The organism is Streptomyces sp. VTCC 41912 (assembly GCF_045799175.1).
GTDB lineage: Bacteria > Actinomycetota > Actinomycetes > Streptomycetales > Streptomycetaceae > Streptomyces > Streptomyces albulus_C.
Map to the genome: position 1 here is coordinate 36,902 of NZ_JBJMAB010000004.1, position 23,868 is coordinate 60,769.

Here is a 23,868-nt window from a genome sequence, read left to right on the forward strand (position 1 = left end):
GCGCGGCACGGTGCCGTCGACGGTCCGGCCCTGGGAACCACCGGCGTCTGACCGGGCCGCGCATCCCCCGCCGCACGCCGTCCGCCGGCCGAGTGAGCCGCGGGCGCCCTGCGGATGCGATCACCGGGGGGCCTGCATAGCGTCGGGGTGCCCGCGCGCCGCACGTGAGGGGCCAGGCCCCGGGAGTGCGGGCGCCGGTGTGCGCCGGCACGCCCGCGCGGGGACGGACACCCATCTCACGAGGAGACGCGTCATGCCCGCTCGTACGCTCAAGGACAAGGTCGTCGTGGTCGGCGGCGCCTCCAAGAACCTCGGCGGCCTGATCAGCCGGCAACTCGGCGAACACGGCGCCAAGGTCGTGGTCCACTACAACAGCGACGCGTCCCGCTCCGGCGCCGAGGAGACGGCCGCCGCGGTCAAACAGGCGGGCGGGGACGCGGTGACGCACCAGGCGGACCTGACGCGGGTGGTCGGCGTCGAGGGGCTCTTCGACGCGGCGTTCGACGCGTTCGGGCGGGTGGACGCGAGCGTGAACACCGCCGGCATGGTGATCAAGAAGCCGATGACCGAGACCTCGGAAGCCGAGTACGACCGGATGTTCGCGGTGAACTCCAAGGCCGCCTACTTCATGATGCGCGAGGCCGCCAAGCGCATCGACCGCGACGGCTCGATCATCACCGTCGTCACCTCGCTCCTGGCCGCCTACACCGGCCTGTACTCGGTCTACGCCGGCAGCAAGTCACCGGTCGAGCACTTCACCCGCGCCCTGTCGAAGGAACTCTTCGGCCGCAACATCAGCGTCAACAACATCGCCCCGGGCCCGATGGACACCTCGTTCTTCTACCCGGCCGAGACCGACGACTCCGTCGCGTTCCACAAGTCCTCGTCCATGAACGGCGAACTGACCAGGATCGAGGACATCGTGCCGCACGTCATCTTCCTGCTCACCGAAGGATGGTGGCTCAACGGCCAGACGCTCTTCATCAACGGCGGGTACACGACGCGCTGACCCGGCCGGCGGCTCGTGCGGTCAGGTTCGGGCGAACTCCTCGGCGGCAGCAGGGGCGTTGGGGAAGAGTCGGCGGGCGGCGAGGGCGACGTAGACCAGGCCGATCAGCACCGGCACCTCGATGAGGGGGCCGACGACGCCGGCCAGGGCCTGTCCGGAGGTCGCGCCGAAGGTGGCGATGGCGACGGCGATGGCGAGTTCGAAGTTGTTGCCGGCCGCGGTGAACGACAGCGTCGTCGCCCGCGGATAGTCCAGGCCGACGGCCCTGCCCAGGGCCATGGACCCGGCCCACATCACCGCGAAGTACACCAGCAGCGGCAGGGCGATCCGCGCCACGTCCAGCGGCCGGGAGGTGATCGCGTCTCCCTGGAGGGCGAAGAGCACCACGATCGTGAACAGCAGCCCGTAGAGGGCGAATGGGCCGATCCGGGGGACGAACCTCGTCTCGTACCAGGTGCGGCCCCTGGCCCTCTCGCCCAGCCGGCGGGTGAGGAAGCCGGCCGCCAGCGGGATGCCGAGGAAGACCAGCACGCTGCGGGCGATCTCCCACACCGAGACGTCCAACCCGGTCCGTTCCAGCCCGAGCCAGCCGGGCAGGACCGAGAGGTAGAACCAGCCCAGCAGGCTGAACGCGAGGACCTGGAAGACGGAGTTCAGGGCGACGAGGACGGCGGCGGCTTCGCGGTCGCCGCAGGCCAGGTCGTTCCAGATGATGACCATGGCGATGCAGCGGGCCAACCCGACGATGATCAACCCGGTGCGGTATTCCGGCAGGTCGGGCAGGAAGAGCCAAGCCAGGGCGAACATCACGGCCGGGCCGACCAGCCAGTTGACCACCAGCGAGGGGATCAGCAGGCGGCGGTCGCGGGTGACGGTGTCCAGGCGGTCGTAGCGGACCTTGGCCAGGACCGGATACATCATCACCAGCAGTCCGAGCGCGATCGGCAGCGAGACGCCGGTGACGGTGACCCTCGCCAGTGCGTCGCCCAGGCCGGGCACCAGGCGGCCCAGACCGAGGCCGCCGGCCATGGCCAGCAGGATCCACACGGCCAGGAAGCGGTCCAGGAACGACAGCCGGCCCGCGACCGGCCCCGCCCCAGCGGTGGCGTCCTGCGCCGTCACGAGGCCGCTCCGGCGGGCGTCGGGTCGGCCTGGGGCAGTGCCTGGCCGTGGGGACGGGTCAGGATGCCGGCGAGGCGGTCGGTCATCTCGGGCAGCAGCCAGTAGTAGACCCATGTTCCGCGGCGTTCGCAGTCGATCAGTCCGGCCTGCCGCAGCAGCTTGAGGTGGTGGGAGATCGTCGGCTGCGACAGGTCGAACGCCGGCGTCAGATCGCATACGCACACCTCGCCGCCGGCCCGCGAGGCGATCATCGACAGCAGTCGCAGCCGCACCGGGTCACCCAGGGCCTTGAAGACCTTCGCCAGCTCGGCGGCCTGGCCCTCGTCCAGCGGCGCGGTCAGCAGCCCCGGGCAGCACTCCTGGGCCTCGCCGGCCACCTCACGCTCTTGATTCGACATACGTCTATGTTGACGCACTTCGATCCAAGGTGCAAGGTTGAATCGACAGACATCAATGCAACGTGTGGGAGAGGTCCTCATGTCCCGTGTTCAGCTCGCCCTGAATGTCCCCGACCTTGAGGCGTCGGTGGAGTTCTACACCAAACTCTTCGGCGTCGAGCCGGCCAAGCGTCGACCCGGCTACGCCAACTTCGCCCTCACCGAGCCGCCGCTGAAGCTCGTCCTGATCGAAGGCGAGCCCGGCCAGGAGACCCGCCTCGACCACCTCGGCGTCGAGGTCACCTCCACCGACCAGGTCACCGCCGCCACCGACCGCCTCAAGGAAGCAGGCCTGGCCACCTTCGAGGAGAACGACACCTCCTGCTGCTACGCCCTCCAGGACAAGGTCTGGGTGCACGGCCCCGGCAAGGAGCCCTGGGAGGTCTACGTCGTCAAGGCCGACGCCGACCGGATGGGCACGTCACCCGTCCTGCAAGGCGACGCCTGCTGCTCCGGCGGTGCGCCCTCGGCCTGAGAGCCTCGCCGAGGCGCCCCAAGTCCGGCCATCCCGAGCCCCGTTGACGGCCTTGCGCACGTGGCAGCGCTCCTCCCCGTGCCCCTGGCGTACCCGCTCGTTGCCCGGGGCGTCGTCCGACGGGACTGTGACATTCGGCCCGGGGCACGTCAGGATTGCCGGGTGAACGCTCACCTGACTCAGCAGGCACTGCGTCCCATACGGGGACGCGCTCGAAGTGCCGTCGCCACCCTCGTCCTCGCCGGCGCCGCCTGGGCGACCCAGGCCGTCTGGCACGTCCGGCTCGCCGCGGCCGGGCTGCCGCCTTCGGGGCTGCCGAACCAGGGCGACGGCCGACACCGCCCGCTGACCGGGCTGGAGAACGCCTACCACGTCGTCAGCGCCCTGGCGGATGCGGCCACGTTGCTCTGCGCGGTCGCCTTCCTCCTGTGGCTGTCGCGGGTGCGGGACAACGCGCACGTCCTGTCGGGACGGCCACCGCGCCACGCCTGGCCGTGGGTCCTCCTCGGCTGGATCGTGCCCGTCGCCCAACTGTGGGTACCCCGCGGGATCGTCGTCGACGCCCACCAGCGGAGCGCCCCGAAGGAACGGGTGCCGCGCGCCGTGAACTGGTGGTGGGGACTGTGGCTGGCCGGGATCCCGAGCGGGATACTGAAGTTCAGCGTCTCCACGGACGACGTCATCGCGCGCGCCTACAGGGACGTACGGCTCCTGTTGGCGGCTGACGTGGCCGTCGTGGCCGCAGCCGTGGCGGCCGTCTTCGTCGTCCGGGAACTGACCGCGGTCCAGCAGAAGCATCTGGGCGGTGCGGGACGACCGAAGGGCAGCGCCGCGGACCTGCGCTGAGTCGGCACTTGCCCGACGTCCCCCCGCGACGGGTTCCAACGGGCGGAAGCCACGGTCTACGTGGCAGCGGCCCACCGCGGCACGGGCCTGGCGGGCGCGCCCCTCGCACGGGCCTGGCTCGCGGTCGCTGATCGGGCCCACCAGATCACGGCCGCACACCTCACGGCCTCACACCTCACGGCCTCACAGGCTCGCGAGCAGGCGGTCGAGCGGGGGCGGTGTCCGGTCCGGTGCGAGGGCCTCGACGAGCAGCCGGCCGTAGCGGATCTTGCGGCCCTTCTTCGTGCCGAGGAAGCGCCGCGCCTGCTGATGCCTGGGCCGGCCGTGCTGTGCGGGCTGGCGCTGGAACGTCTGCCAGGCGCGCAAGTCACCCGCGGCGCTGATGATCTCCTCGAACCCGACCGTGCCCAGCGCGCGGATCAGTTCGTCCTCCAGGTCCGCAGCGCACACGTAGACGTCCTGCAGCGGCGCCTGTGCCCGCGTCAGGCCGCGTTCGTAGAAGCCTCGTTCGCCCTCGTCGCAGAGTCCCGTCAGGCGCAGACCGAGGCCGGGCGGCCCGAGGAGGCCGGCATAGCGGGCGACGCTCATCGCCCCGCCCATCGGCATGACGCACACACCGTCGGCGGCCAGGTCCCGGCCACGCCGGGCGGCCAACGCCTCGACGGCCGCGAGATCGCTCAGCCCTTCCACGAGCACCGCGGTCCGCACGCCCAGTCCTTCCGCCAGATCCCGCGCCGGCCCGTCGGGACCGCCCGTCGCCCACGTGGTGACCACATCCCGGAACGCCTTCATGTCCGCCATGGGGCGAGTCTGCCCGCCCACCCCGTGCCACGGCACGGAAATATCCGACGTCCGCACGACGTGCGGCGGCAGGTGCGCTCCGGTCGCCACGGCTCGACTCCTCCGGGATGGCCTCGGCGCCCGTCCGCCGCTCATGGCCGTGTTAGCCAGGCGTTAGCGGAGCGGCGGCCTGGCGATAGCGCTCTCGCAGAGAGTGGGGGCGTCGCGAGGAATCCTCGCCACCGACTGCCCCGGAGGAAACACGACATGCGCTCCAGCACCACCGTCCGCCTCGCCCGCAGCCGTTCTCTGCGCGTTGGCGCGGCGGCCCTGACCGCGGCCGCCGGCCTGTCCCTGGTCGCCTGGTCCGGCTCGGGCGCCACCGACGCCAACCCCGCGGGACACCCGAGCGCGAGTGCGGCGGTCGCCGATGCCAGTCCCGCGGGCTGGTCCGGTTTGCAGAGCGTCGGCGCCAAGGCGTCCCTCACGGGCGAGCACTCGGGCGGCACGCGCGCCTCCACGGCCGAGTCGGCTTCCCCGGTCCGCACCCAGACCCTGGTGGACGGCAGCACGGCCAAGATCTACGACCTCGGCGGCCAGCGCTACCGCGCCGAGATCGTCAGCCGCGGTGCGGTGTTGGCGACGTTGGAGACGACGGGCCAGGAGATCGACGCCGGGCTGGACGCCAACGACATGTTCGTGGTGCTCACGATGGGCGGCGAGGTCCACTCGTGGATGGGTGGGGGGCAGCAGGGTCCCGGCACGTTCCGCCTTGCCGGTGGTTGGACCGCCAAGGTGACGAAGGTCGGCGGACTGCGGTACCGCGCGCAGATCATCGGCCACGACGGTTCGGTGGACGCCACGTTGGACACCAAGGGCCACGACGTCGGCCTCGACGCCAACGGCGTCTCCATCGTGCTCAGCACCGGCGGCATCATCAGCGCCCACGAGTGACCCCCGTGCCGACTGCGGGCGGTGGAGCCCACGGCGGTGGCTCCACCGCCCGCAGTCAGAGGACGCCGCCCGGGACGGTGCCGGGCCTGCCCTCCATGGTCAGCGGGGGCGTCCCGTCCCCCCCGGACTACCGGGTCCTGAAGCGCCGGAAGAGGTTCCGGGCCACGTACACCCCCGGGCCGCCGAAACCGACGATGTCGACGCGCCCGTCACCGGTGATGTCGGCGAGGAAGCGGGGGTGGCGGTCGACCCGCCAGCCGCCGGAGTCCTCGTTGTACCCGAAGCCGCTGCACACCAGTTGGGCCTGCTCGAACGTGCCGTCGCCGCGGCCGTGCGACACCCAGACCCCTTCGTCGCCGAAGCCGACGACGTCGGGGTTGCCGTCACCGGTGACGTCGCCGAGGAACCGGAGGTGCTTCCCGCTCGTCCACCCCTGGGCGAGCCCGAAGTCGTTCAGGACGAGCTTCGCGGGCCCGAACGTGCCGTCGCCGCGCCCGCGCGAGACCACGACGCCCTGCGGACCGAACCCGACGAGGTCGAGCGATCCGCCACCGGTGGTCCTGAGCAGGAACCGGGGGTGCTCCTCGACCGTGCCCCACCCCTGGTCGACCCCGAAGGCGTCGAGGACGTACAGGGGGTCGGCGAACGTCCCTTCCTCGTCCTGGAGCGATACCCAGACGCCGTCGTCGTGGCAGCCGACGAGGTCGAGCCTGCCGTCTCCGGTGGTGTCGCCGAGGAACCGCGGGTGCTTGTCGGCGAGCCACCCACCCGCCTTCTCGTCGTGGCCGAACGCCCGCAGGACCGGCTCGTCGCCGATCGGCGCGAACGTCCCCTCCTCGTCCTGGAGTGACACCCAGACGCCGTCGTCGTGGCAGCCGACGAGGTCGAGCCTGCCGTCTCCGGTGGTGTCGGCGAGGAAGCGAGGATGCCTGTCGGCGAGCCACCCACCGGCCGGCTCGCCGTGCCCGAACGCCTTGAGGACCGGCTCGCCCGCGGGCGCGAACGTCCCGTCCTCGCCCTGAGGGGACACCCGGACACCGTCGGCGGCGAGCACGACGACATCGGGCTTGCCGCGGCCCGTCGTGTCCACGAGGGTCCACAGGTCCTCGGGGCCCGCCGCGGGTACGGGTGGGTGCAGGACGCGCTCTTCGTCGTCGAACGTGCCGTCGCCCCTGCTGGACGACGTCACGGCCCCTTCCTCGGGCTTGAGCCCCACGACGTCCGCCCGCCCCGCCCCCGTGGTGTCGGCGAGGAACCGCGCACCGGCCCCGGCCCACCAGACCGGCTGTCCGCCGGGAGCGCGGGTGACCCCTTCGCTCTTCCACTGCCCGGCGTCCTCGTCGCTCCCGAACTGCTCCAGGACCAGCAGCATGTTGCTGAAGGAGGGCGTCGCGCCGGGGGCCGGCCGCAGCGCGGCCGAGGGGGCCAGCCGCCAGGATTGGCGGCCGTTCCAGTGCCCCAGTGCCGCCCAGCGCAACGCGGGGTCACTGGTGCGCTCGGGCTCGGCCGGGACGAACCGCCACCGCTGGCTCTCCGCGCCGTCGTCGTGCTCGCGCAGCACGACGTGGGTGTCGTCCGCGCCGGGCGCGTCGAGGTCGAGGACGGCGCCGTCGGTCGCGCCCTCGATGAAGTAGAGGCCCGCTTCGCCCTCAACGGGGACGACGTGCCACTGCTGACGCTGATTGCCGTCGGCGGCGTCCCCCTGGCGGACGGCGCGGTCCGCGGCAGCGGGGTCGTCGAGCACCTTGCCGGTGACCGCGTTGCGGATCACAAATCGCTGGTTGTCCTCTGTTTCCTCGCCTTCCGCGGCCTGCACGGGGGCGAGCTGCCACTGCTCCGGGCGCGGGCCGTCATCGGGGAAGTCGCGGACGACGAGCGCCCCGTCCGCGGTCGGCGCGGCCTCGGCGCCGAGGGGCTTCCCCGTGGCCGCGTTGACGATCTCCAGCTTCAGTTCTTCCGTGGGCACGGACATCGTGGTGCCTCTTCCAGGCGGTTCGGGCGTTGGCTCGGGACGGTTCTGGCACGGCGACGGCCGCGGATCACGTGAAGACGTGGTGGTACGGGACGTTCCACTCGCTGGGCAGCCGCGGATAGAACGTGTTGATGACCGTCCCGGTGAAGTCCCCGCCCCAGTTGTAGGTGAGGCGCACCTCGCTGTCGGCCGTCACCGCGTGGTCCTTGAACCCGAGGATGGCGTCGGGGTGGGTGATCGGTACGAAGGTGATCCCGCCCCACGGCGTCACCGTGACGACCCAGAGCTGGGTGTCCTCGGGCGCGCCGTTCTTCCCGCGCCACTTGTCGCCGACCTTGTCGGGGAGCCCGACCTGAACGGTGTCGGCCGTGCTCTTCGGCGCCTCCTGGTGGACGGTGATGCGCCTGCGCCGCGGCTTCGGGGTGCCGTCGTCGCCGCGCCCGGCGTCGGCTTCGCCCGCACCGGCCGGCTTGGGCGACACCTGGCCCGCGGCGCTCTCGATGACGTACAGCGGTCGCTGCCCGAAGAAGCCGGCGGGGGTGATGTACCAGAGGTGGCCCTGCGCTTCCTTGGTGTCCGGGCCGAGCGCGGTGGCCAGCTTGACCCCCTTGTCGTGGCTCTCCTCCTTCAGCTCGGCGGGCCGCAGATAGCCGCCGTTGAAGGCGTGGACGAGCATGACCGGCCGGTTTTCGAGCAGCGCCGCCACGATTGCGTTGTCGTAGCTGTTCACCGCCACCGGTCCGCCGACCACCAAATTCGACATCGCCGTGCGTTCCTGGGTGTACATCGCGAAAACCTCACCTGTTCTGAATGTGGAGAACAACGCGTCGGGCGGTCAGTTCAGTGCTTTATCGCGCGGAATTGCTGGAGCTTCGATCGCCTTCGACGAAGACGACTTCGAAAGCGATGAGATGGCCGGATCCAATACCCTCACCCACGTCAACGGCCGAGGCCGCAGTGTTCGTGGGCAGGGCTGCCCGAGAGTCATCGTCGGGTGATTGGCGGCGCCTCAACGTACCTTCAGTTCTTGCGAGTTGAGAACGGCCACCGAACCTTGATCACTCGATTGGGTGAATGCCTGGGGTCATCGTTTGGGTGATGGGGGTCCCGGTAATTTCGTTGGTCGGGAACATGCGCAGATATCTGAAACCGCTTTGCCGTTCACCGAACGCAGTGCGACCAGACCAGTCGAGGACGGGGAATGCCTTCCAACGCGTACAATCTGGAACGGGCCAAGCGCCAGCCACTGACGAAGAAGAACCTGCGAGAACTCAACATCGAGCAGACCTGGCAGTCCATCCTGGACCACCCCAACCTGGTCTACGTCGACGACTACGGCGTGCGTCACAAACCCGTCGGGTTCTCCTTGAACAAGTCGAGCTTCGGCGCCTTCCCCGGGTCCGCGTTCAAACTGGGCTGGCTCGCCTACATGAACCTCGGGGAGCCGCTGATCGAGGAGCGGCGCAACGTCCAGCAGCCCCCGCCCGACACGTTCTCCTCGCGCACCTACGTGAACCGCAGTCAGACGTCCAATATGACGTTCAACGACTCGGTCGAGTTCACCGTGTCGAACGAGGTCACGTGGTCGCTCCAGGGGGAGGCCCAGCTCACCTTCGGCGGCAGCGTCGGCGCGGAGCTCCAACTCCAGTTGCAGAGCCAGCTCCAGGTGGACCTCCAGGCACAGTTCGGGACGGAACTGCAGAACCAGCTCCAGAACGACATGGAGAACAGCGCCACGAACACCGTGACCAACGAGAACAGCAAGGACGACATCGGGGTCGACACCGCCAACGGCACCACCAACGGCGTGACGAACTCGATGACGAACGGCGTGACGAACTCCGCGTCGAACTCGGTGACGAGTTCGGGGGCGTTCACGACCACGGGCAGTGCCACCGGCAGCGCGGAGCTCAACGCCCAGTTGATGCTGGGCATCACCGGCTCCGTCGGTGGCTCCCTGACCACCAGTTGGGCCTCGAACTCGCAGATCTCCGGCGAGGTCCCGCCGGGCTCCCGCGTGGACACCATCGTCACGCAGCGGCGCGTCCGCAAGCAGTACTCCTACGAGATCCCGGTGACCTTCTCCGGGTTGCTCGCGGTGAAGTACGACGTACCGGTGGCGGTTTTGTCTCCCCCACAGTCCAGGAACTACCCGGGCCTCGAGTACGTGGTCGCCCGCGACCTCGGCGACATCGACCTTGCGGGCGGCAACGGCTTCCGCATGAAAGGGCTGGCCGAGGTCGTGTCCGCCCTGGAGGTCCACCACACGATGTTCGACGGCGAGAGCCTGACCGGCAGCGAACGAGAGCTGCACAAGCAGCCTTGACCGGCGGGTGGCACCGCCACCACGACGACCAGGAGTGACGACCATGGTGTTCGGCAACATCTTCGGCTTCGCGGACAAGGGTGCGGGACTCTTCTCGGTGACCACCGACGGCACCAAGCCGCAGCCGGGGGCGGGCGTCGACTTCGAGGACGCCGACGACGACACGTACGACGACACGAGCGCGAGCCTGTTCAACGACTCGATCCACGGGGCCAACTCCCGTGCGAAGGTCGTGCAGGAGACCTCGCCCGAAGCTCGGGCCATCCTGGGCTTCCTCGGTTCCTTCGTCCAGACCACCCAGGCATCGGCCGGCGCGCAGGCCCAGTACGCCCAGAACCCCGGCTCGGTGTCCAACGCGGCGTCGGCCGGCATGAAGGAGTCGAGCTCCACGGTGACGGAGCACGGCGACCTCCAGAAGGACGAGGACCTGCGGAGCAAACCGAAGAAGAGCGATTTCAACCAGGCCCCCAAGGCACCCCCGGCCCCAGAGGCCCAGACCCCCAAGGCGTCCAAGCCGACCGCCGAGGACCCGTCCGCCTCCAACGACAACCGCTCGTAGCAGGCGGTCAGTGAACGGTGAAGGGATGACGATGAGCACTGCCCACGAGGCAACCACGGGTGGCGAGGACTCCGCCCCGCCGATCAGCACGGTCGCGGGGACCGGGGTCAGCGGGTTCGCAGGGGACAACGGGCCTGCCGCATCGGCCCAGTTGAACAACCCGTACGGGGTCGTGGTGGACTCCACCGGAGCCCTCTACGTCTCCGAGTACAACAACCACCGGGTCCGGAAGATCACGACCGACGGGAAGATCAGTACCGTCGCCGGCACGGACACCAAGGGCTTCGGCGGTGACTGCGGCCCCGCCGCCTCGGCCCAACTGAACCGCCCCCGGGGGGTGGCGGTGGACAGCGCGGGCACCGTCTACATCGCCGATTCCGACAACCACCGGGTCCGGAAGGTCGCGGCCGACGGAAAGGTCTGCACGGTCGCCGGCACCGGCACCAAGGGCTTCAGCGGTGACGGCGGCCCCGCCACCGCCGCACAGTTGGACGGCCCGTACGGGGTGGCGGTGGACAGCACCGGCACCCTCTACGTCACCGAGCACAACAACCGCCGCGTTCGGAAGATCACGACGGACGGGCTGATCAGCACGGTAGTGGGGACCGGGACCAAGGGCTCCGACGGAGACGGTGGTCCAGCGGTTTCGGCCAAGCTGACCAACCCGCGCGGAGTGGCGGTGGGCCGGGCGGGCGAGCTCTACATCGTCGATGCCGGCAGTCACCAGGTCCGGAAGGTCACGGCCGACGGGATCATCAGCACGGTCGCGGGCACCGGGACCAAGGGCTTCAGTGGTGACGGCGGCCCCGCCACGGCCGCCCAGTTGGACAACCCGTTCGAGGTGGCGCTGGACAGCATCGGCACCCTCTACATCGCCGATTTCGGCAACAACCGGGTCCGGCAGGTCACCTCCGACGGGAAGATCAGCACGGTCGCCGGCACCGGTACCGGGGGCTCCGACGGTGACGGCGGCCCGGCCGCGTCGGCCCAGCTGAACAAACCGATCGGGCTCGCAGTGGACCGCGCCAACACCCTCTACATCGCCGACCACGCCAACCATCGGGTGCGGAAGGTCGGGTTGGCGAAGCGGGCCGGGCTGCCCGCGTCGGGCACGGTGGTCTCCTGGGCCAACGTCCGCAGCAGGCTGCGGATGGCGGTCCAGCGCGAGTCCACCAAGGACGGGGCCGAGATCCACCAGACCCTCGCCACGCCCAGGGGCCACCAGCAGTGGCGGCTGGTCGTCGCGGGCCAGGTCGACGGCGAGAACCTGTACACGATCGAGAACCTGCGCAGCGGCAAGGTCCTGGAGATCGTCGGGGCGCACGAGACGGCCGGAGCAGTGGTCGCGCAACGGTCCTACGAGGGTGACGACGCCCACCACCAGCAATGGAGGCTGATCCCGGTGAGTTCCGCGACCGACACCCCGCAGGTGTACGAGATCGCGAACCGGAACAGCGGTCTGCTCCTGCGCGTCGACACCAACGCCCGCACGGCGATCCAGCAGCACCGGGCGGAGGGCGACCACCGGGACCGGCAGTGGCACCTGCTCCCCGTGTGACGCACGTGTGGTCAGGGGCGACCTCGCCCCTGACCACACGGCAGCCGACCCTGGCAACGCCCACCCGTGAACGGCCCGGCCGCGGCGAAGCCTCCCATCAGACCCACGGGAGCGGCGAGTTGGCGACGGGGGTGACGGGGGCGACGGCGACTGCGCGCCTTCAGGCGGTGGGTGGCGTTCGGTAGGTGTGGTGGAGGTGGTTGAGGTAGTGCTCGGCGCTGGGGTGGGGGTGGTCCTGGGCGCCGTGGCGGTGGAGTTCGGTCCGTGCGTCGGGGTGGAGACGAATGGTGGTGGTCGCCCGCCTGGGGGATGCGGCGGGTGGGGTGGGGGCGGTGAGGACGGGAGCGCGGGGGGCGAAGTGCGGCGCGGCCTCGGCAGGGGTGGCTGCGGGCGGATGGCCGGTGCGGTTGGCGCTGCTGACGTAGAGCAGGGGGAAGTCGTCCAGGAGCGGTGCCAGGGGCTGCCAGCGGGCGGCGAACAGGAGCGTCCAGCCGTCCTTGGCGGCGGGGGCCAGCCAGGACGGGACGTCGTGCGGGCGGCGCAGGGGCGCCAGCAGGGTGACGAGTTCCTCGGTGAGCAGACGGCGGGCGAGCCGGTGTGCGTCCGGGCTGAGGTCGAGGTGCTAGGTCAGTTCCTCGCGTGTGTGCGGGTGGTGGGCCCATAGGGCGACGGCCTGGTCGGCGGGGCGTCCCTTGGCGACGTTGACGGCGGTGGGCTGGGTGGCGGTGACGACGCAGGTGAGCGGGGCGGGATTGGGCAGGACGACTGCCCGGCCTTGGGCGAGAGCGCGGCGGACGGTGGCGGTGTCGCTGGTGGCCGGGGTGGCGTCGGCTGCGGGGCGGTGGCTCATGCGGTGGTCTCCGTGCGGCGCTCGGTGAGGCCGTCGAGGTAGGCGGCGAAGGCGTGTTCGTCGAGGACGGCGCGGCCGACTCACGCACGACATCCGGCACGCCTGCCCCCCACTCTCGCAGTGACCCCGGGGCACTCACCGTGCCGGTGAACTCGCGAAGTGATGCCAGCCCCCGAAAGGGCTTCCAACGGCGGGTAGTTGCGCCTACCTGGCGACCCCTGCTACGGGCGAGGTGGGTCCGCTGCGGGATGCCTGGCCTTGCCGGCACCCCGCCGCGCCCAACCCTGGCCCTGCTGGCACACCGGCCGGCAACGGCGAGGCGTGTGAAGGGTGTTGATGGTCCTGCCCGCCGCACCGGATCGGGGGACGACGACCGGGTCCGGCACGTTCACGTGCCGGACCCGACAGCGTCAGCCATTCATGGCCGCCCAGAACTCCTCGAAGGACATCTGGCGGTCACCGTCGGTGTCGAGGGAGTCGATCAGCTCCTGAGCCTGCGCCTCGGTGATCTCCGTGCCCTCCAGCTCCGCGATGACCTGGCGGTACTCCTCCGCGGTGACCTGACCGTCCCCGTCGAGGTCGTAGCGCGCGAAAACCTTGCGTGCCGCCGTCTCCACGATGTCTGCCATGTGCTTCGCCCTTCCGTGATCCTTTACTGACGGGCCCAGGTTATCCGCCCGCCCGGACGCCTCGTGGGCGCGCCCAACATGCCTGGCCGCCGCGGGCCCGGCCACGACCGTCCGTTGGAAGCGGTCACTTCGTACCACGCACCGATGGTGTTGAATGCCAGTTGACGGTGTGCGTCGACGGCCGTCGCGCTTGACGGGGTGCCAGGGAGAGCGATGAGTGCTGAGATCGAGGCCGGTGTGCGCGAGCGGCTCGCCGGATACCGGGACCGCTTCCACGGGGTGTTCGCGGACTACTTCGACTCGGTCGCCAGGCAGGGGCCGCCGCGCAACGCGTTCGTGCCCGAGGCCCTGGAGCTGGTGCGGGACATGTCGCTGCGGGGCGGCAAACGGCTACGCGTCGCGTTGGTGTACGAGGCTGCGCGCCTGGTGACCCCCGATGCCGTGACGGGCTTGGACGAGGCCGCGCTCAGCATCGAGTTGTTGCAGACGCACGGGCTGATCCACGACGACATCATCGACGACTCCCCGGTGCGCCGGGGAGCGCCGTCGGTGTACTACGCCTACCGCGACCGGTTCCCCGACCGTCCGCACACGGCATTGGGCCTGGCCGTCCTGGCCGGGGACCTGGCCGCGTTCCTGTCGGTCCAGGTGTTGCTGACCGCGCCGGTGCCCCGCGACCTGCGGCAGGCGATGGCCGCGGTCCAGGCGACGGCGGGCGCGGACACGGTCCGCGGCCAATTCCTCGACCTGGAGCGCGACTTCGGCCCGGTGCCCGACCGCGCGGTGCTGGACACTGTGTCCGAGTACAAGAGCGCCCGCTACTCGGTGCTGGCTCCGTTGCAGCTGGGGCTGCTCGCGGCCGGCGCGGACGTGACCGCCCACGAGGAGGAACTGACCCGGTACGCCCGACTGCTCGGCGTGAGCGGGCAGATGCGCGACGACTACCTCGACCTGTTCGCGGACGCAGGCACGGTCGGCAAGCCGGCCGGGTCGGACCTGCGCGAGGGCCGCCGCAGCTACGCGGTGTGCGCACTGCTGGCAGCCACGAGCGGTGCGGAGCGGGCGCTGGTGGAGTCGGCGCTCGCCGGCCCCGGCTGCCCGCCGCAGACCGTCGAACGGGTTCAGGACATCGCCAGGCACCACGGCGTCGACGAGCAACTTCTCGCCGAGATCCGCGGCGGTGCCGAGGAGGCGGCCGCCGTCGCCGCCACCTGGCGGGGGCGGTGGCGGGACGAAGCCGTCGCGTTCTTCGAGCAACTGCCGCTGTGGGGCGCACTGCGCACCCAGTGACCATGCGCGGCCTTCGGGGGGCGTGCGCGGACACCTGCCCGTTGCGGACCGTCGTGACTGTCACACCGACGGCGAGGACGGCCAACACGGCGACGACGACCGCGAGGGCCGGCACGGGCCCCGCCATGCCTGCGGCCGCGCCGCAGTGGTCAGCCCGATGCGGCGGACACCAGGACCTCGACCAACCGGTCCGCCGCGTCCGGCCGCCCGTGCGCCCGGGCCCGCTCCGCCATCGTCGCCCGCAGTGCGGGGTCGGTGAGCAGCGGGCCCACGGCGTCCTTCAGGCGGCCGGCGGTGACGTCGCCGAGCAAGGCGAGCGCCGCCCCGGCCTCCTCCAAGTGTTGTGCGTTGTACGCCTGTTCATTGCCCGCCGCGGAGGCCAGCGGCACGAACACGGCCGGCTTGCCGAGCGCGGTCAGCTCGGCGAGGGTCCCGGCACCACTCCGCGACACGACGACGTCCGCGAGCGCCAGGACGTCGGGCAGTTCCGGGCCCACGAAACCGGTCAGGTGGTAGCGGCCGGCCGACGCCGTCGGCAGCGCTGCCGCGTGGCGGCGTAGTTCCGCCACGTTGTCCGGGCCGCACTGGTGGACGACGTTGGCCTGCCGGAGCAGCCACGGCAGGGCGTCCCGCACGACATCGTTGATCTGCCGGGCCCCTTGCGCGCCCCCGGTGACGTACACCGTCGGCAGCCTCCGGTCGAACGCGTCCAGCCCCAGACTCTGCACCGCCTTGTCCGGCCGCCCGGCGAGCACCTCGGGGCGGATGGGGTTTCCCGTGACGACCGCCCGCCCGCGCACCCGCTCCGGCAGCAGCGGCACCGAGGACTCCGACGACACCGCGATCCGCGTCGCCGAGCCGGCGAGCTTGCGGTTGGCCAGGCCCAGCCGCACGGTCTGTTCGTGCAGCACCAGCGGACGCCGGCAGATGCGCGCCGCCAGGCCGGTCGGCACGGCGACGTAGCCACCGGTGGCGAGCACCACGTCCGGCCCGAAGCCCGCGACCAGCTTCCGCGCCTGCGCGACGCCGAGCGGCACCCGCGCCATGTCCTTGAGGTTGGCCGCCGACATCATCTTGAGCGGGTTCTTCGCCCGGCGAACCTTGCCGGTGGCCACCGTGGCGAACGGGATTCCCTCGCCCGGGGCGACCCGGGCCTCCAGGCCGTCGGCAGTGCCGATCCACAACACGTCGAGAGCCCTGCCCTCGGCCGACAGCCGCCGGCGCAGCGCACGGATCGCGGTGAGCGCCGGATACGTGTGACCACCGGTGCCGCCACCCGTGACGACGAGACGAAAGACATCGACGTTGCTCACTGGAGCTACCCCAAATCTGGCGACGGTCGGACGAAGGCGCCACAGTAGCGGCTCGCCGCAGGTGTCCCGGCCGTGCGCAACGGGGAATCGGCGGGCCGGTTCGCTCGGGTGCGCAAACGCGGTGCAGGCCCGGTGGGATCCACCGGGCCTGCACCGTTTCAGTAGCGGGGACAGGATTTGAACCTGCGACCTCTGGGTTATGAGCCCAGCGAGCTACCGAGCTGCTCCACCCCGCGACGGCACCGTGAACTGTACGGCACTGACACGGATCGACCGAATCGACGTCGGATGGCTTCGGCCGCAGGCCCGCCACGGTCGCCCGTCAGCTCGCTACCAGGCCGGTCGACGGCCGCCATGGAGCGGCCGTCGACCGCTGGACATCGCTCGGTCGGAAGCCCCGGACGGACGGGCTTACTCGGAGCGGTCGGAGTGGTCGGCGTGGTCGGGGTGGAAGGTGTTGTCGGTCAAGGCAGGATCTCGACGTAGCCGTCGGTTCCGTGCACGCGGATCCGCTGCCCGTCGCGGATCAGCCGGGTGGCCTGCGCCACGCCGACGACGGCCGGCAGGCCGTACTCCCGGGCGATCACCGCGCCATGGGTCATCAGTCCGCCCACCTCCGTCACCAGGCCCGCGATGCCGACGAACAGCGGCGACCAGCTCGGATCCGTGAAGGTCGTGACCAGGATGTCGCCCGCTTCGAGATCGGCCTCCGCCATGTCGAGGACGACGCGGGCCCTGCCCTCGACGGTCCCGACGGACACCGGTAGGCCGACCAGGGCGCCGGCCGGCACGTCGTCGCGCCGGTACGCCCCGGTGACGGCCTCGCCGTCCGAGGTGAGCACCCGGGGCGGCGTGAGCGCCTGGTACGCGCGGAACGCGTCCTTGCGCTGCTGGACGAGCCGGCCGTCCACCTGGTGCGAGCGCACGACGTCGTGGAACTCCTGGAACGTGAGGTAGAAGACGTCCTCCTTCGCGGGAAGCACGTCGGCCGCCACGAGGCGCTCAGCCTCCGCCAGCAGCGCCTGTTTGTACACGAAGTAGCGGCTGACGATGCCGTACTTCGGGTACTCCCGGTACCCGATGAAGGTCCGCACCCGGTCGATCATCCGCTTGGTCTCGTCGGCCTTCCGGTCCCCGTCCGGCAGCGCCTGCAAGCGCGCCAGCACGTCCTCCTCCTTCTCCTGCGCCTTCCGCCGGCCCTCCTCGAAGCGTTGCGCGGCGGCGCCAGGCGCGAAGTTCCGGACGTTGTCCAGGAGCACGGGCACGAGCGTGGTGGGACGCTCGCTCCACCGGGGCCGTGTGATGTCGATCTCCCCGACGCAGCGCATGCCGTACCGGTCGAGGTAGCCCTCGATGGCGTCGCGCGCTTCGGCCCCGCCCGCGACCTTCGCCAGCTCGCCCAGGAAGTCCTCGTCCTGGACGTCCTTCAGGAAGGCCACCACCTCCGGTCGCGCGCGGATCACGTCCGCGACGTCCAGCAGCGCCAGTCCCATCTCGGAGGTGATGTTGTCGGGGGCGGACAGCGTGAGCGTGTCGGCCGCGTTCTTCTCGCCCAGCCACTCCTGGAGTTTGTCGTTGAGCCACCAGGTGGCGTCCATCCCCGCCATGATCGCCTGGACGCTCAGCGGATCACCGAGGACCCGTTTGTGCTCGTCGAAGGCTTCCAGCAGGAAGTCGAACAGCTCCGGTCCGGTCCTCGTCCGGATGTCGCGTTCCAGGGCGGCGACGGACGCCTGGCTGCGCTCGATCAGCTCCTTGACGACGGCCGGATCGTTCTCGATGGGGGCGGGCGCACCGCCGGCCGCCGGCCTGCCGGGAACCGCGTCCGGCAGCGACGGGACGAAGTCGTCGCGGTCGAGGACGGTCTCCAACGCGTCCCTGACCAGCGGATCGCCCTTCCCCATGACGTCCAGGAGGGCGGCGCGCCCCGCGGGCGAGGACAGGCGCCGGGTGGCGTCGACGAACAGCCTCCCGCCGGCCGCGTGCATCGGCACCATGGCCGTCAACTGCCACATGGAGAGCCCCAGCGGCTTCATGGCGTCGGTCATCATCTGCTGGTGACCGACGGAGACGTAGACATGGTTCTCCTGGTCGCCGGCCTCGGGAACGGGGAACAACGTCGTGATCGGCCGGCTCTGCACGATCCGGAAGCCGTCGTCGACCAGGCACCATTCGATGTCCTGCGGGCGGCCGAAGTGCGCCTCGATCCGCCGCCCGAGCTCCACCAGGCGCACGACCTGCGCATCCGTGAGCGCCGGCTGCTCCTGCTGCTGCGGGTCGATCGCCACCTCCTGCGTACCGCCGGCCGGCAGGGCCTGTACGGCACGCTGCTTGGCGGCGATCGTCTTGGCGACGACCTCGCCGTCCCGGACGGTGAAGACGTCGGGGTTCACCAGCCCGGAGACCAGGGCCTCGCCGAGGCCGAAGCCGGCGTCCACGGTGGCGACCTTCCGGTTGCCCGAGACGGGGTCGGCCGTGAACAGGACGCCGGACGCCTGCGGGAACGCCATCCGCTGCACGACCACGGCCATGCGGACCGTGCGGTGGTCGATGCCGTTCCGCTGGCGGTAGGACACGGCCCGCTCGGTGAAGAGCGAGGCCCAGCACCGGCTGACGTGCCGGAGGATCTCCGTCCGCCCCATGACGTTCAGGTACGTGTCCTGCTGGCCGGCGAAGGAGGCCGTCGGCAGGTCCTCCGCCGTCGCGCTGGACCGGACGGCGTAGGCGGCCTGCTCGCCGAGCCGGCCGAGCGCGCGGGTGATCGCCGCCGCGAGCTCGTCCGGGACGGCGATCCCTTCGATGGTCCGACGCACCTGCGCGCTGAGCCTGCGGACTGCCTCCCGGTCGTCCGGGTCCAGGCGCGACAACTGATCGAGCTGATCGTCGATCGACGGCGCCTCCGCCATCACCTGCCGGAAGGCGTCCGTCGTCACGCAAAAGCCCTCCGGCACCCGGACGCCGTCGATCCGGGACAGCCCGCCCAGGTGCGCGCCCTTGCCACCGACGACCGCGACCTGCGTCTCGTCAGCATCGCGAAGATCCCACACGTACCGCTCGATCACTGCGACACCTCCGAGGCAGCCACGTTCCCTCGCACTGCGGTGGCCGATCGCATCACCGCCGCCTCCAGCGGTCCGACGGCACCGCGTCCCCCATACGTCGACAACAACTCACGCACGTAGTGCCCCATTTTCCCTAGGCGCTGGCATCGGTCGACGATTGTGCGCCATACCCGGGGCCTTGCGGCAAGCCCCCCAGTACGCTATAAGTTGAGAGTGGCAAGGAGAGTGCTCTCCTTGCCTTTGCTGTTTTTCCGCCCAGGGGAACCGGCAGACACCGGCAGACACCGACAGACTCCGAACGCGTCCTGGTTGGGCGGCGGGCCGGACCGAAACCCTTCGGCGAACTTCTCTACGGGGCGGGGGAGTTGGCCGCGGGGGCTTGGGGCGCGGGTGCGGGCGGCCCTCCCGGTAGCCAGGCCGCCGGCGTCCCGCTGCTTGTCCGTTGAAGTCCTTGAACAGGGGCGGTCGTTCGGCCATGCGGCGGTCGGCACCGAGGCGGACCACGAAGTCCACCGGATCCACGCCCCGTACCGCCGTGAGGGAGATGTCCGCCAACGCGACGGCTCGTCGGGGTGGCGCGGAGCGGTGACTGGGATGTGGCGTTGGAACCGGGTGGTTGGCGGGGGCGCGGGCTGACGGGCGGGGGGCACGCCCGGACTCCGGACTCCGGGCTCCGGATTCCGGGCGGCGGTGCGGATATCAATTGCTCCGGCACACCTCCCGCACTAACCTCACCAGGCATGAACCAGCGGCAGCGCACCATGCCCTCCCGGGATTGCCGGCACCTGCTCGAAGCGACTGCGGGCGGTGACACGGCCCGCCGGGTGGGGCTGCTGCGGGCGGAAGTCGCCTGAGAGCGGGGCGACCGCGAGGTCGATGCCCCGCTCGCCACGGCGTCCGCCCGGCGGTGCATGGCGGCGCGCCGGCTCGTGACTGCGCATTGCGGCTGACCACTGCGAAGTCGGTGCGCGGCGCTTGCACTTGAGGGCGTGGATTCCCGGGGCGCCGCGCGCACCGGTTCCGGTTCCGGTTACGTCCGGGCCGGCGATCGTGCGCTGCCACGTGTTGAGGGCGCGATCGCACGGTGCACGCATCGTTGTCGCACGGGCTTGATCCCGATCCTCGTGAGGAGAGTACGGGGTCGGTCGCTCTTCTCCAGGGTTGCTGCCCTCTCGACGAGGTGTTCTCCCTTGGGCGGTAGGGGAGTTCGTGCGCTGGGCGTCACCGTCGTCGTCACAAGAGCCTTTGTATGCCTGGGAGTTGGTCCGGGCTCGCTGTCGACCATCCCCCTCCGTACTCGTTTACGCATTCCTTCTTCGATCGGAGCACCACCATGTCCACCGCCCCTCGTATCGCGATAGTCGGAGGGGGCCTCGGCGGTCTCGTCTGTGCCCGTACCCTTCAGCGGCTCGGCGTTCCCGTCACCGTCTTCGAGCGTGAGGCGACGCCTGACTCCCGCTCGCAGGGAGGCAACCTCGATATTCGTGCGGACACCGGCCAGGTGGGCCTGCGTGCCGCCGGGCTCCTCGACGAGTTCCTTGCGCTCGCCCGGCCCGAAGGTCAGGAAATGCGCCTCATGGACCGGTCGGCGACCCTGTTGCACCACCATCGGCCCGAAGCCGGCGACACCAGTGCCCCGGAGGTCGACCGGGGGCAGTTGCGCGCCCTTTTGCTCGACTCCCTCACCCCGGGCACCGTGCGTTGGGGCCACTCGGTCGCGAGGGCCGGCCCGTTGGGCGACGGGACCGTACGCCTGGAATTCACCCATGGCACCGTCGAGGAGTTCGACCTGGTCGTGGGCGCGGACGGTGCCTGGTCCCAGGTGCGCGCGGCGCTCTCCGACGCCCAACCCGCCTACACCGGCTGCACGTTCGTCGAAGCCCGCTTCCACGACGTCGACCGCAGGTTCCCCGCGCTCGCCGAGCGGGTCGGTCAGGGCACCCTGTGGGCCAAGGCCGGCTGCCTGAGCCTGATGGCGCAGCGCAATGCGGATGCCCACATCCGCGTCTACATCGGCTTCCGCGGCCCGCTCGACTGGCACGAGGGCATCGACCCGACCGACACCGAGGCGCTGCGTGCCCGTTTGCTGGGCATGTTCGAGGGTTTCGACGAGAGCCTGCGCGAGCTGATGCGTCGGAACGACGGCGCGTTCATCGTCCGGCCCGTGTTCGTCCTTCCGGTTCCGCACCGTTGGGGGCGCGTTCCGGGCATCACCCTGCTCGGGGACGCCGCCCATCTGATGCCGCCGGTCGGCGTCGGCGCGAACCTCGCCATGCTCGACGGTGCCGAACTCGCCCGGGCTGTTGCCGACCGGTCCGAGGTCGACGCCGCTGTCGCCGCGTACGAGGACGTCATGGTGCCCCGGTCAGCCGAGCAGGCCGCTGCCACCGCGGCGCTTCTCGCGGCCCTGATGCCCGACACCGACTCGACCGAGCCGGGCTTCCCGGACTTCTTCGGCTAGGACGTGTCCGGTCGATGCCGCCGGGCCGACCGCGCAGGTGACAGGGGGTGCCCACACGGCAGCGCGGACCGGGACGAATCGCTAGCGGTCGGTCGAGCCGATCATGCGCGTGCTCGCTGTCCGCGTCGTTGAGACGGACGGGGGCGGGGTGACCTCCGAGTTCCGAAGTCGAGGCGCCTGCCGGGCCTCGCACGAAGCCCGGCGGGATCGCGGTCGACAAGCCCCACGGTCGCGGGCCTGGGACGAGTCCTGGGTCCGTGGAATGCCAAGTGCCGTTCGTGGCCCGCTCGTTGTGGGTTGCGAGCGATGGTGGGTCACACGGGGCGGAGGCCGCCCTGTAGTTGTTGGACGGCGAGGACCAGAGGTGCGAGGGCGGGTTCGGTGGATGCCTGGTCGAGGGCCTTGCGCAGAGCGGTGTTGTGGGTGGGGCGGGCCTCTTCCAGTAGGCGCCGGCCGTCGTCGGTGACGTCGGTGTAGATGCCGCGGCGGTCGGTGGGGCACAGGTAGCGCGAGAGCAGTCCGCGGTCTTCCAGCCGGGTGACCAGTCGGGTGGTCGCGCTCTGACTGAGGACGACGGAGTCGGCGACCTGGCGCATCTGGAGGTGGCCGCCCTCGCCGTCGTGCTGGCGGCTCAGCACGTCGAGCAGCGCGTACTCGCGCGCGCTGAGCTGGTGTGCGGCCTGCAGTGCGCGTTCGACGCTGCCTTCGATGCGTCCGTGCAGCAGCGAGAGTGCCGACCAGCCGTGCGCCAGTGCGGTCATCGCCGGGTCGGTGGCGGTCATGAGCGGCTCCCTCGGTCGGGTCGTGCGGGCGGCGGCGCCGGAGGGGGCCTACCGCGGTATCACGTTCATCACTATACCCGCGTTTGCCGTTAGCCAGCGTGTGCAACTATTGTTGAGGCGCGTAAGGCGCTTGCGCATCTTTCCCTCTCGCGTGTCAAAGGACCTCGTCATGCCGCTCGCACTGCTGGCCCTGGCCATAGGGGCCTTCGGAATCGGCACCACGGAATTCGTGATCATGGGGCTGTTGCCCCAGGTCGGAGCGGACCTCGGCGTGTCCGTGCCGGTCGCCGGCCTCCTGGTCACCGGCTACGCCCTCGGCGTCACGATCGGCGCACCGATCATGACCGTCCTCGGCACCAGGATCTCCCGCAAGAACATGCTCATGCTGTTGATGGGCCTGTTCATCCTCGGCAACCTCATCTCCGCCGTCGCCCCCGTCTTCGCCGTCATGCTGATCGGCCGGGTCGTGGCCTCGCTGGCGCACGGCGCGTTCTTCGGCATCGGCTCCGTCGTCGCCGCCGAACTGGTGGCGCCGGAGAAGAAGGCCGGCGCGATCTCCATGATGTTCACCGGACTGACGGTGGCCAACGTCGTCGGCGTGCCCCTGGGCACCTTCGTGGGTCAGCGCGCCGGCTGGCGGGTGACCTTCCTGATCGTCGCCGCCCTCGGCGTGCTCGGCCTGGCCGGTGTCGCCAAGCTCGTCCCCGACGTGCCAAAGCCGGCGGGGGTCCGACTGCGGCACGAGGTCGCCGCCTTCAAGGACGCCCAGGTCATCTTGGCGATGGCCATGACGGTCCTCGGCTTCGGCGGCGTGTTCGCCGCGATCACCTACATCGCGCCGATGATGACCGGGGTCAGCGGCTTCGCGGCATCCTCCGTCACCTGGCTGATGGTGGTCTTCGGACTGGGCATGGTGGCCGGCAACCTCATCGGCGGCCGCTTCGCGGACCGCAGGCTCATGCCCCTGCTCTACACCGCCCTGGGCGGGCTGGCGCTGGTCCTGCTGCTGTTCACCTTCCTGGCCTCCGGCAAGGTCGCCTCCGTCGTGGCGATCTTCCTCATCGGCGCCCTCGGCTTCGCCACCGTCCCGCCGCTGCAGAAGCGCGTCCTGGACCATGCCCACGGCGCCCCGACGCTCGCCTCCGCGGCCAACATCGGCGCTTTCAACCTGGGCAACGCCCTGTCCGCCTGGCTCGGCGGCCTGGTGATCTCGGCCGGCCTCGGTTACGCGGCGCCCAACGCCGTCGGCGCCGTCCTGGCCGCCGCCGCGCTGGTGCTCGCCGTCCTCTCCCACCGACTCGAACGGCGCCGCCACCGCACCTCCGCGGCGGCCGGCTCCGTCGCCGCCCCCGACCGGGGCGCCGCTCCCGCCGCGGCGGGAGCCGTCCACTCCTGAACCCGCGTACCCGCACGGCACCGCACCCGTGCCCGCACCGATCCGAG

Annotated in this window: 21 protein-coding genes and 1 tRNA gene; 11 read left to right on the forward strand and 11 right to left on the reverse strand. The window is 70.8% G+C overall.

Going from position 1 to position 23,868, the window contains the following annotated elements:
- Positions 1 to 253: 253 nt before the first annotated feature.
- Positions 254 to 1,009, forward strand: coding sequence for an SDR family oxidoreductase (locus ACJ6WD_RS07415; RefSeq protein ID WP_233655784.1), 756 nt, complete (start codon positions 254 to 256; stop codon positions 1,007 to 1,009).
- Positions 1,010 to 1,030: 21 nt separating this feature from the next.
- On the opposite strand, the gene arsB is transcribed toward ACJ6WD_RS07415, so the two are convergent.
- On the reverse strand, positions 1,031 to 2,131 hold the full coding sequence (arsB, locus tag ACJ6WD_RS07420; RefSeq protein WP_331246852.1) for an ACR3 family arsenite efflux transporter: 1,101 nt from the start codon (positions 2,129 to 2,131) through the stop codon (positions 1,031 to 1,033).
- The gene (locus ACJ6WD_RS07425; RefSeq protein ID WP_233655783.1) at positions 2,128 to 2,529 is read right to left on the reverse strand and encodes a helix-turn-helix transcriptional regulator; all 402 of its coding nucleotides are present in this window, start codon (positions 2,527 to 2,529) and stop codon (positions 2,128 to 2,130) included. The genes arsB and ACJ6WD_RS07425 overlap by 4 nt, the downstream gene beginning before the upstream one ends.
- 79 nt (positions 2,530 to 2,608) lie before the next feature.
- Here ACJ6WD_RS07425 and ACJ6WD_RS07430 point away from each other — a divergent pair, with 79 nt between their 5' ends.
- Positions 2,609 to 3,043 carry an ArsI/CadI family heavy metal resistance metalloenzyme gene (locus ACJ6WD_RS07430; RefSeq protein WP_331246853.1) on the forward strand — a complete coding sequence of 145 codons (435 nt, stop codon included), beginning with the start codon at positions 2,609 to 2,611 and terminating at the stop codon, positions 3,041 to 3,043.
- Positions 3,044 to 3,205: 162 nt separating this feature from the next.
- A complete protein-coding gene (locus ACJ6WD_RS07435; RefSeq protein WP_233655781.1) occupies positions 3,206 to 3,889 on the forward strand; it encodes a DUF4328 domain-containing protein in 684 nt (227 codons plus the stop codon).
- Between the two features lie 183 nt (positions 3,890 to 4,072).
- On the opposite strand, the gene ACJ6WD_RS07440 is transcribed toward ACJ6WD_RS07435, so the two are convergent.
- The gene (locus tag ACJ6WD_RS07440) at positions 4,073 to 4,690 is read right to left on the reverse strand and encodes a TOPRIM nucleotidyl transferase/hydrolase domain-containing protein (protein ID WP_331246952.1); all 618 of its coding nucleotides are present in this window, start codon (positions 4,688 to 4,690) and stop codon (positions 4,073 to 4,075) included.
- 246 nt (positions 4,691 to 4,936) lie between these two features.
- On the opposite strand from ACJ6WD_RS07440, the gene ACJ6WD_RS07445 reads away from it, so the two are divergent.
- A complete protein-coding gene (locus ACJ6WD_RS07445; protein WP_407615339.1) occupies positions 4,937 to 5,623 on the forward strand; it encodes a hypothetical protein in 687 nt (228 codons plus the stop codon).
- 127 nt (positions 5,624 to 5,750) lie between these two features.
- Here ACJ6WD_RS07445 and ACJ6WD_RS07450 read toward each other — a convergent pair whose 3' ends face one another.
- Together ACJ6WD_RS07450 and ACJ6WD_RS07455 are read right to left on the reverse strand one after the other, a co-directional pair.
- On the reverse strand, positions 5,751 to 7,595 hold the full coding sequence (locus tag ACJ6WD_RS07450) for an FG-GAP-like repeat-containing protein (protein WP_407615340.1): 1,845 nt from the start codon (positions 7,593 to 7,595) through the stop codon (positions 5,751 to 5,753).
- A gap of 67 nt (positions 7,596 to 7,662) precedes the next feature.
- Positions 7,663 to 8,382, reverse strand: a complete 720-nt coding sequence (locus ACJ6WD_RS07455) for a hypothetical protein (RefSeq protein WP_407615341.1) — start codon at positions 8,380 to 8,382, stop codon at positions 7,663 to 7,665.
- Between ACJ6WD_RS07455 and ACJ6WD_RS07460 the strand changes: the two genes are divergently transcribed.
- The 4 genes from ACJ6WD_RS07460 to ACJ6WD_RS07475 all read left to right on the forward strand — a co-directional run bounded on the left by ACJ6WD_RS07460 (position 8,375) and on the right by ACJ6WD_RS07475 (position 12,038).
- A complete protein-coding gene (locus tag ACJ6WD_RS07460) occupies positions 8,375 to 8,593 on the forward strand; it encodes a hypothetical protein (RefSeq protein ID WP_233655776.1) in 219 nt (72 codons plus the stop codon). The genes ACJ6WD_RS07455 and ACJ6WD_RS07460 overlap by 8 nt on opposite strands.
- Before the next feature lie 203 nt (positions 8,594 to 8,796).
- Positions 8,797 to 9,921 (forward strand): hypothetical protein, encoded by a 1,125-nt coding sequence (locus tag ACJ6WD_RS07465; RefSeq protein ID WP_233655775.1) that lies wholly within the window; start codon positions 8,797 to 8,799, stop codon positions 9,919 to 9,921.
- 43 nt (positions 9,922 to 9,964) lie between these two features.
- Positions 9,965 to 10,480: a hypothetical protein gene (locus ACJ6WD_RS07470; protein ID WP_376447592.1), complete on the forward strand. Its 516-nt coding sequence runs from the start codon at positions 9,965 to 9,967 to the stop codon at positions 10,478 to 10,480.
- Positions 10,481 to 10,511: 31 nt separating this feature from the next.
- On the forward strand, positions 10,512 to 12,038 hold the full coding sequence (locus tag ACJ6WD_RS07475) for an RICIN domain-containing protein (protein WP_407615342.1): 1,527 nt from the start codon (positions 10,512 to 10,514) through the stop codon (positions 12,036 to 12,038).
- A 622-nt stretch (positions 12,039 to 12,660) separates the two neighbouring features.
- Here ACJ6WD_RS07475 and ACJ6WD_RS07480 read toward each other — a convergent pair.
- Both ACJ6WD_RS07480 and ACJ6WD_RS07485 read right to left on the reverse strand, forming a co-directional pair.
- A complete protein-coding gene (locus ACJ6WD_RS07480) occupies positions 12,661 to 12,888 on the reverse strand; it encodes a hypothetical protein (RefSeq protein WP_407615343.1) in 228 nt (75 codons plus the stop codon).
- Positions 12,889 to 13,298: 410 nt separating this feature from the next.
- Positions 13,299 to 13,517 (reverse strand): EF-hand domain-containing protein, encoded by a 219-nt coding sequence (locus ACJ6WD_RS07485; RefSeq protein ID WP_016576971.1) that lies wholly within the window; start codon positions 13,515 to 13,517, stop codon positions 13,299 to 13,301.
- A 213-nt stretch (positions 13,518 to 13,730) separates the two neighbouring features.
- On the opposite strand from ACJ6WD_RS07485, the gene ACJ6WD_RS07490 reads away from it, so the two are divergent.
- Entirely contained in the window at positions 13,731 to 14,807 is a 1,077-nt protein-coding gene (locus ACJ6WD_RS07490; RefSeq protein WP_407615344.1) for a polyprenyl synthetase family protein, read from the forward strand.
- 149 nt (positions 14,808 to 14,956) lie between these two features.
- Here ACJ6WD_RS07490 and ACJ6WD_RS07495 read toward each other — a convergent pair whose 3' ends face one another.
- The 3 genes from ACJ6WD_RS07495 to rph all read right to left on the reverse strand — a co-directional run bounded on the left by ACJ6WD_RS07495 (position 14,957) and on the right by rph (position 19,182).
- A complete protein-coding gene (locus tag ACJ6WD_RS07495; RefSeq protein ID WP_407615345.1) occupies positions 14,957 to 16,120 on the reverse strand; it encodes a UDP-N-acetylglucosamine--N-acetylmuramyl-(pentapeptide) pyrophosphoryl-undecaprenol N-acetylglucosamine transferase in 1,164 nt (387 codons plus the stop codon).
- Between the two features lie 162 nt (positions 16,121 to 16,282).
- Positions 16,283 to 16,356, reverse strand: a tRNA-Met gene (locus ACJ6WD_RS07500).
- A 228-nt stretch (positions 16,357 to 16,584) separates the two neighbouring features.
- A complete protein-coding gene (gene rph / locus ACJ6WD_RS07505; protein ID WP_407615346.1) occupies positions 16,585 to 19,182 on the reverse strand; it encodes a rifamycin-inactivating phosphotransferase in 2,598 nt (865 codons plus the stop codon).
- 1,333 nt (positions 19,183 to 20,515) lie between these two features.
- Between rph and ACJ6WD_RS07510 the strand changes: the two genes are divergently transcribed.
- Positions 20,516 to 21,643 carry an FAD-dependent oxidoreductase gene (locus ACJ6WD_RS07510; RefSeq protein WP_407615347.1) on the forward strand — a complete coding sequence of 376 codons (1,128 nt, stop codon included), beginning with the start codon at positions 20,516 to 20,518 and terminating at the stop codon, positions 21,641 to 21,643.
- 314 nt (positions 21,644 to 21,957) lie between these two features.
- Here ACJ6WD_RS07510 and ACJ6WD_RS07515 read toward each other — a convergent pair whose 3' ends face one another.
- Positions 21,958 to 22,425: a MarR family winged helix-turn-helix transcriptional regulator gene (locus ACJ6WD_RS07515; protein ID WP_407615348.1), complete on the reverse strand. Its 468-nt coding sequence runs from the start codon at positions 22,423 to 22,425 to the stop codon at positions 21,958 to 21,960.
- A gap of 169 nt (positions 22,426 to 22,594) precedes the next feature.
- On the opposite strand from ACJ6WD_RS07515, the gene ACJ6WD_RS07520 reads away from it, so the two are divergent.
- On the forward strand, positions 22,595 to 23,821 hold the full coding sequence (locus tag ACJ6WD_RS07520) for an MFS transporter (protein ID WP_233655762.1): 1,227 nt from the start codon (positions 22,595 to 22,597) through the stop codon (positions 23,819 to 23,821).
- The last annotated feature ends 47 nt before the right edge of the window (positions 23,822 to 23,868 follow it).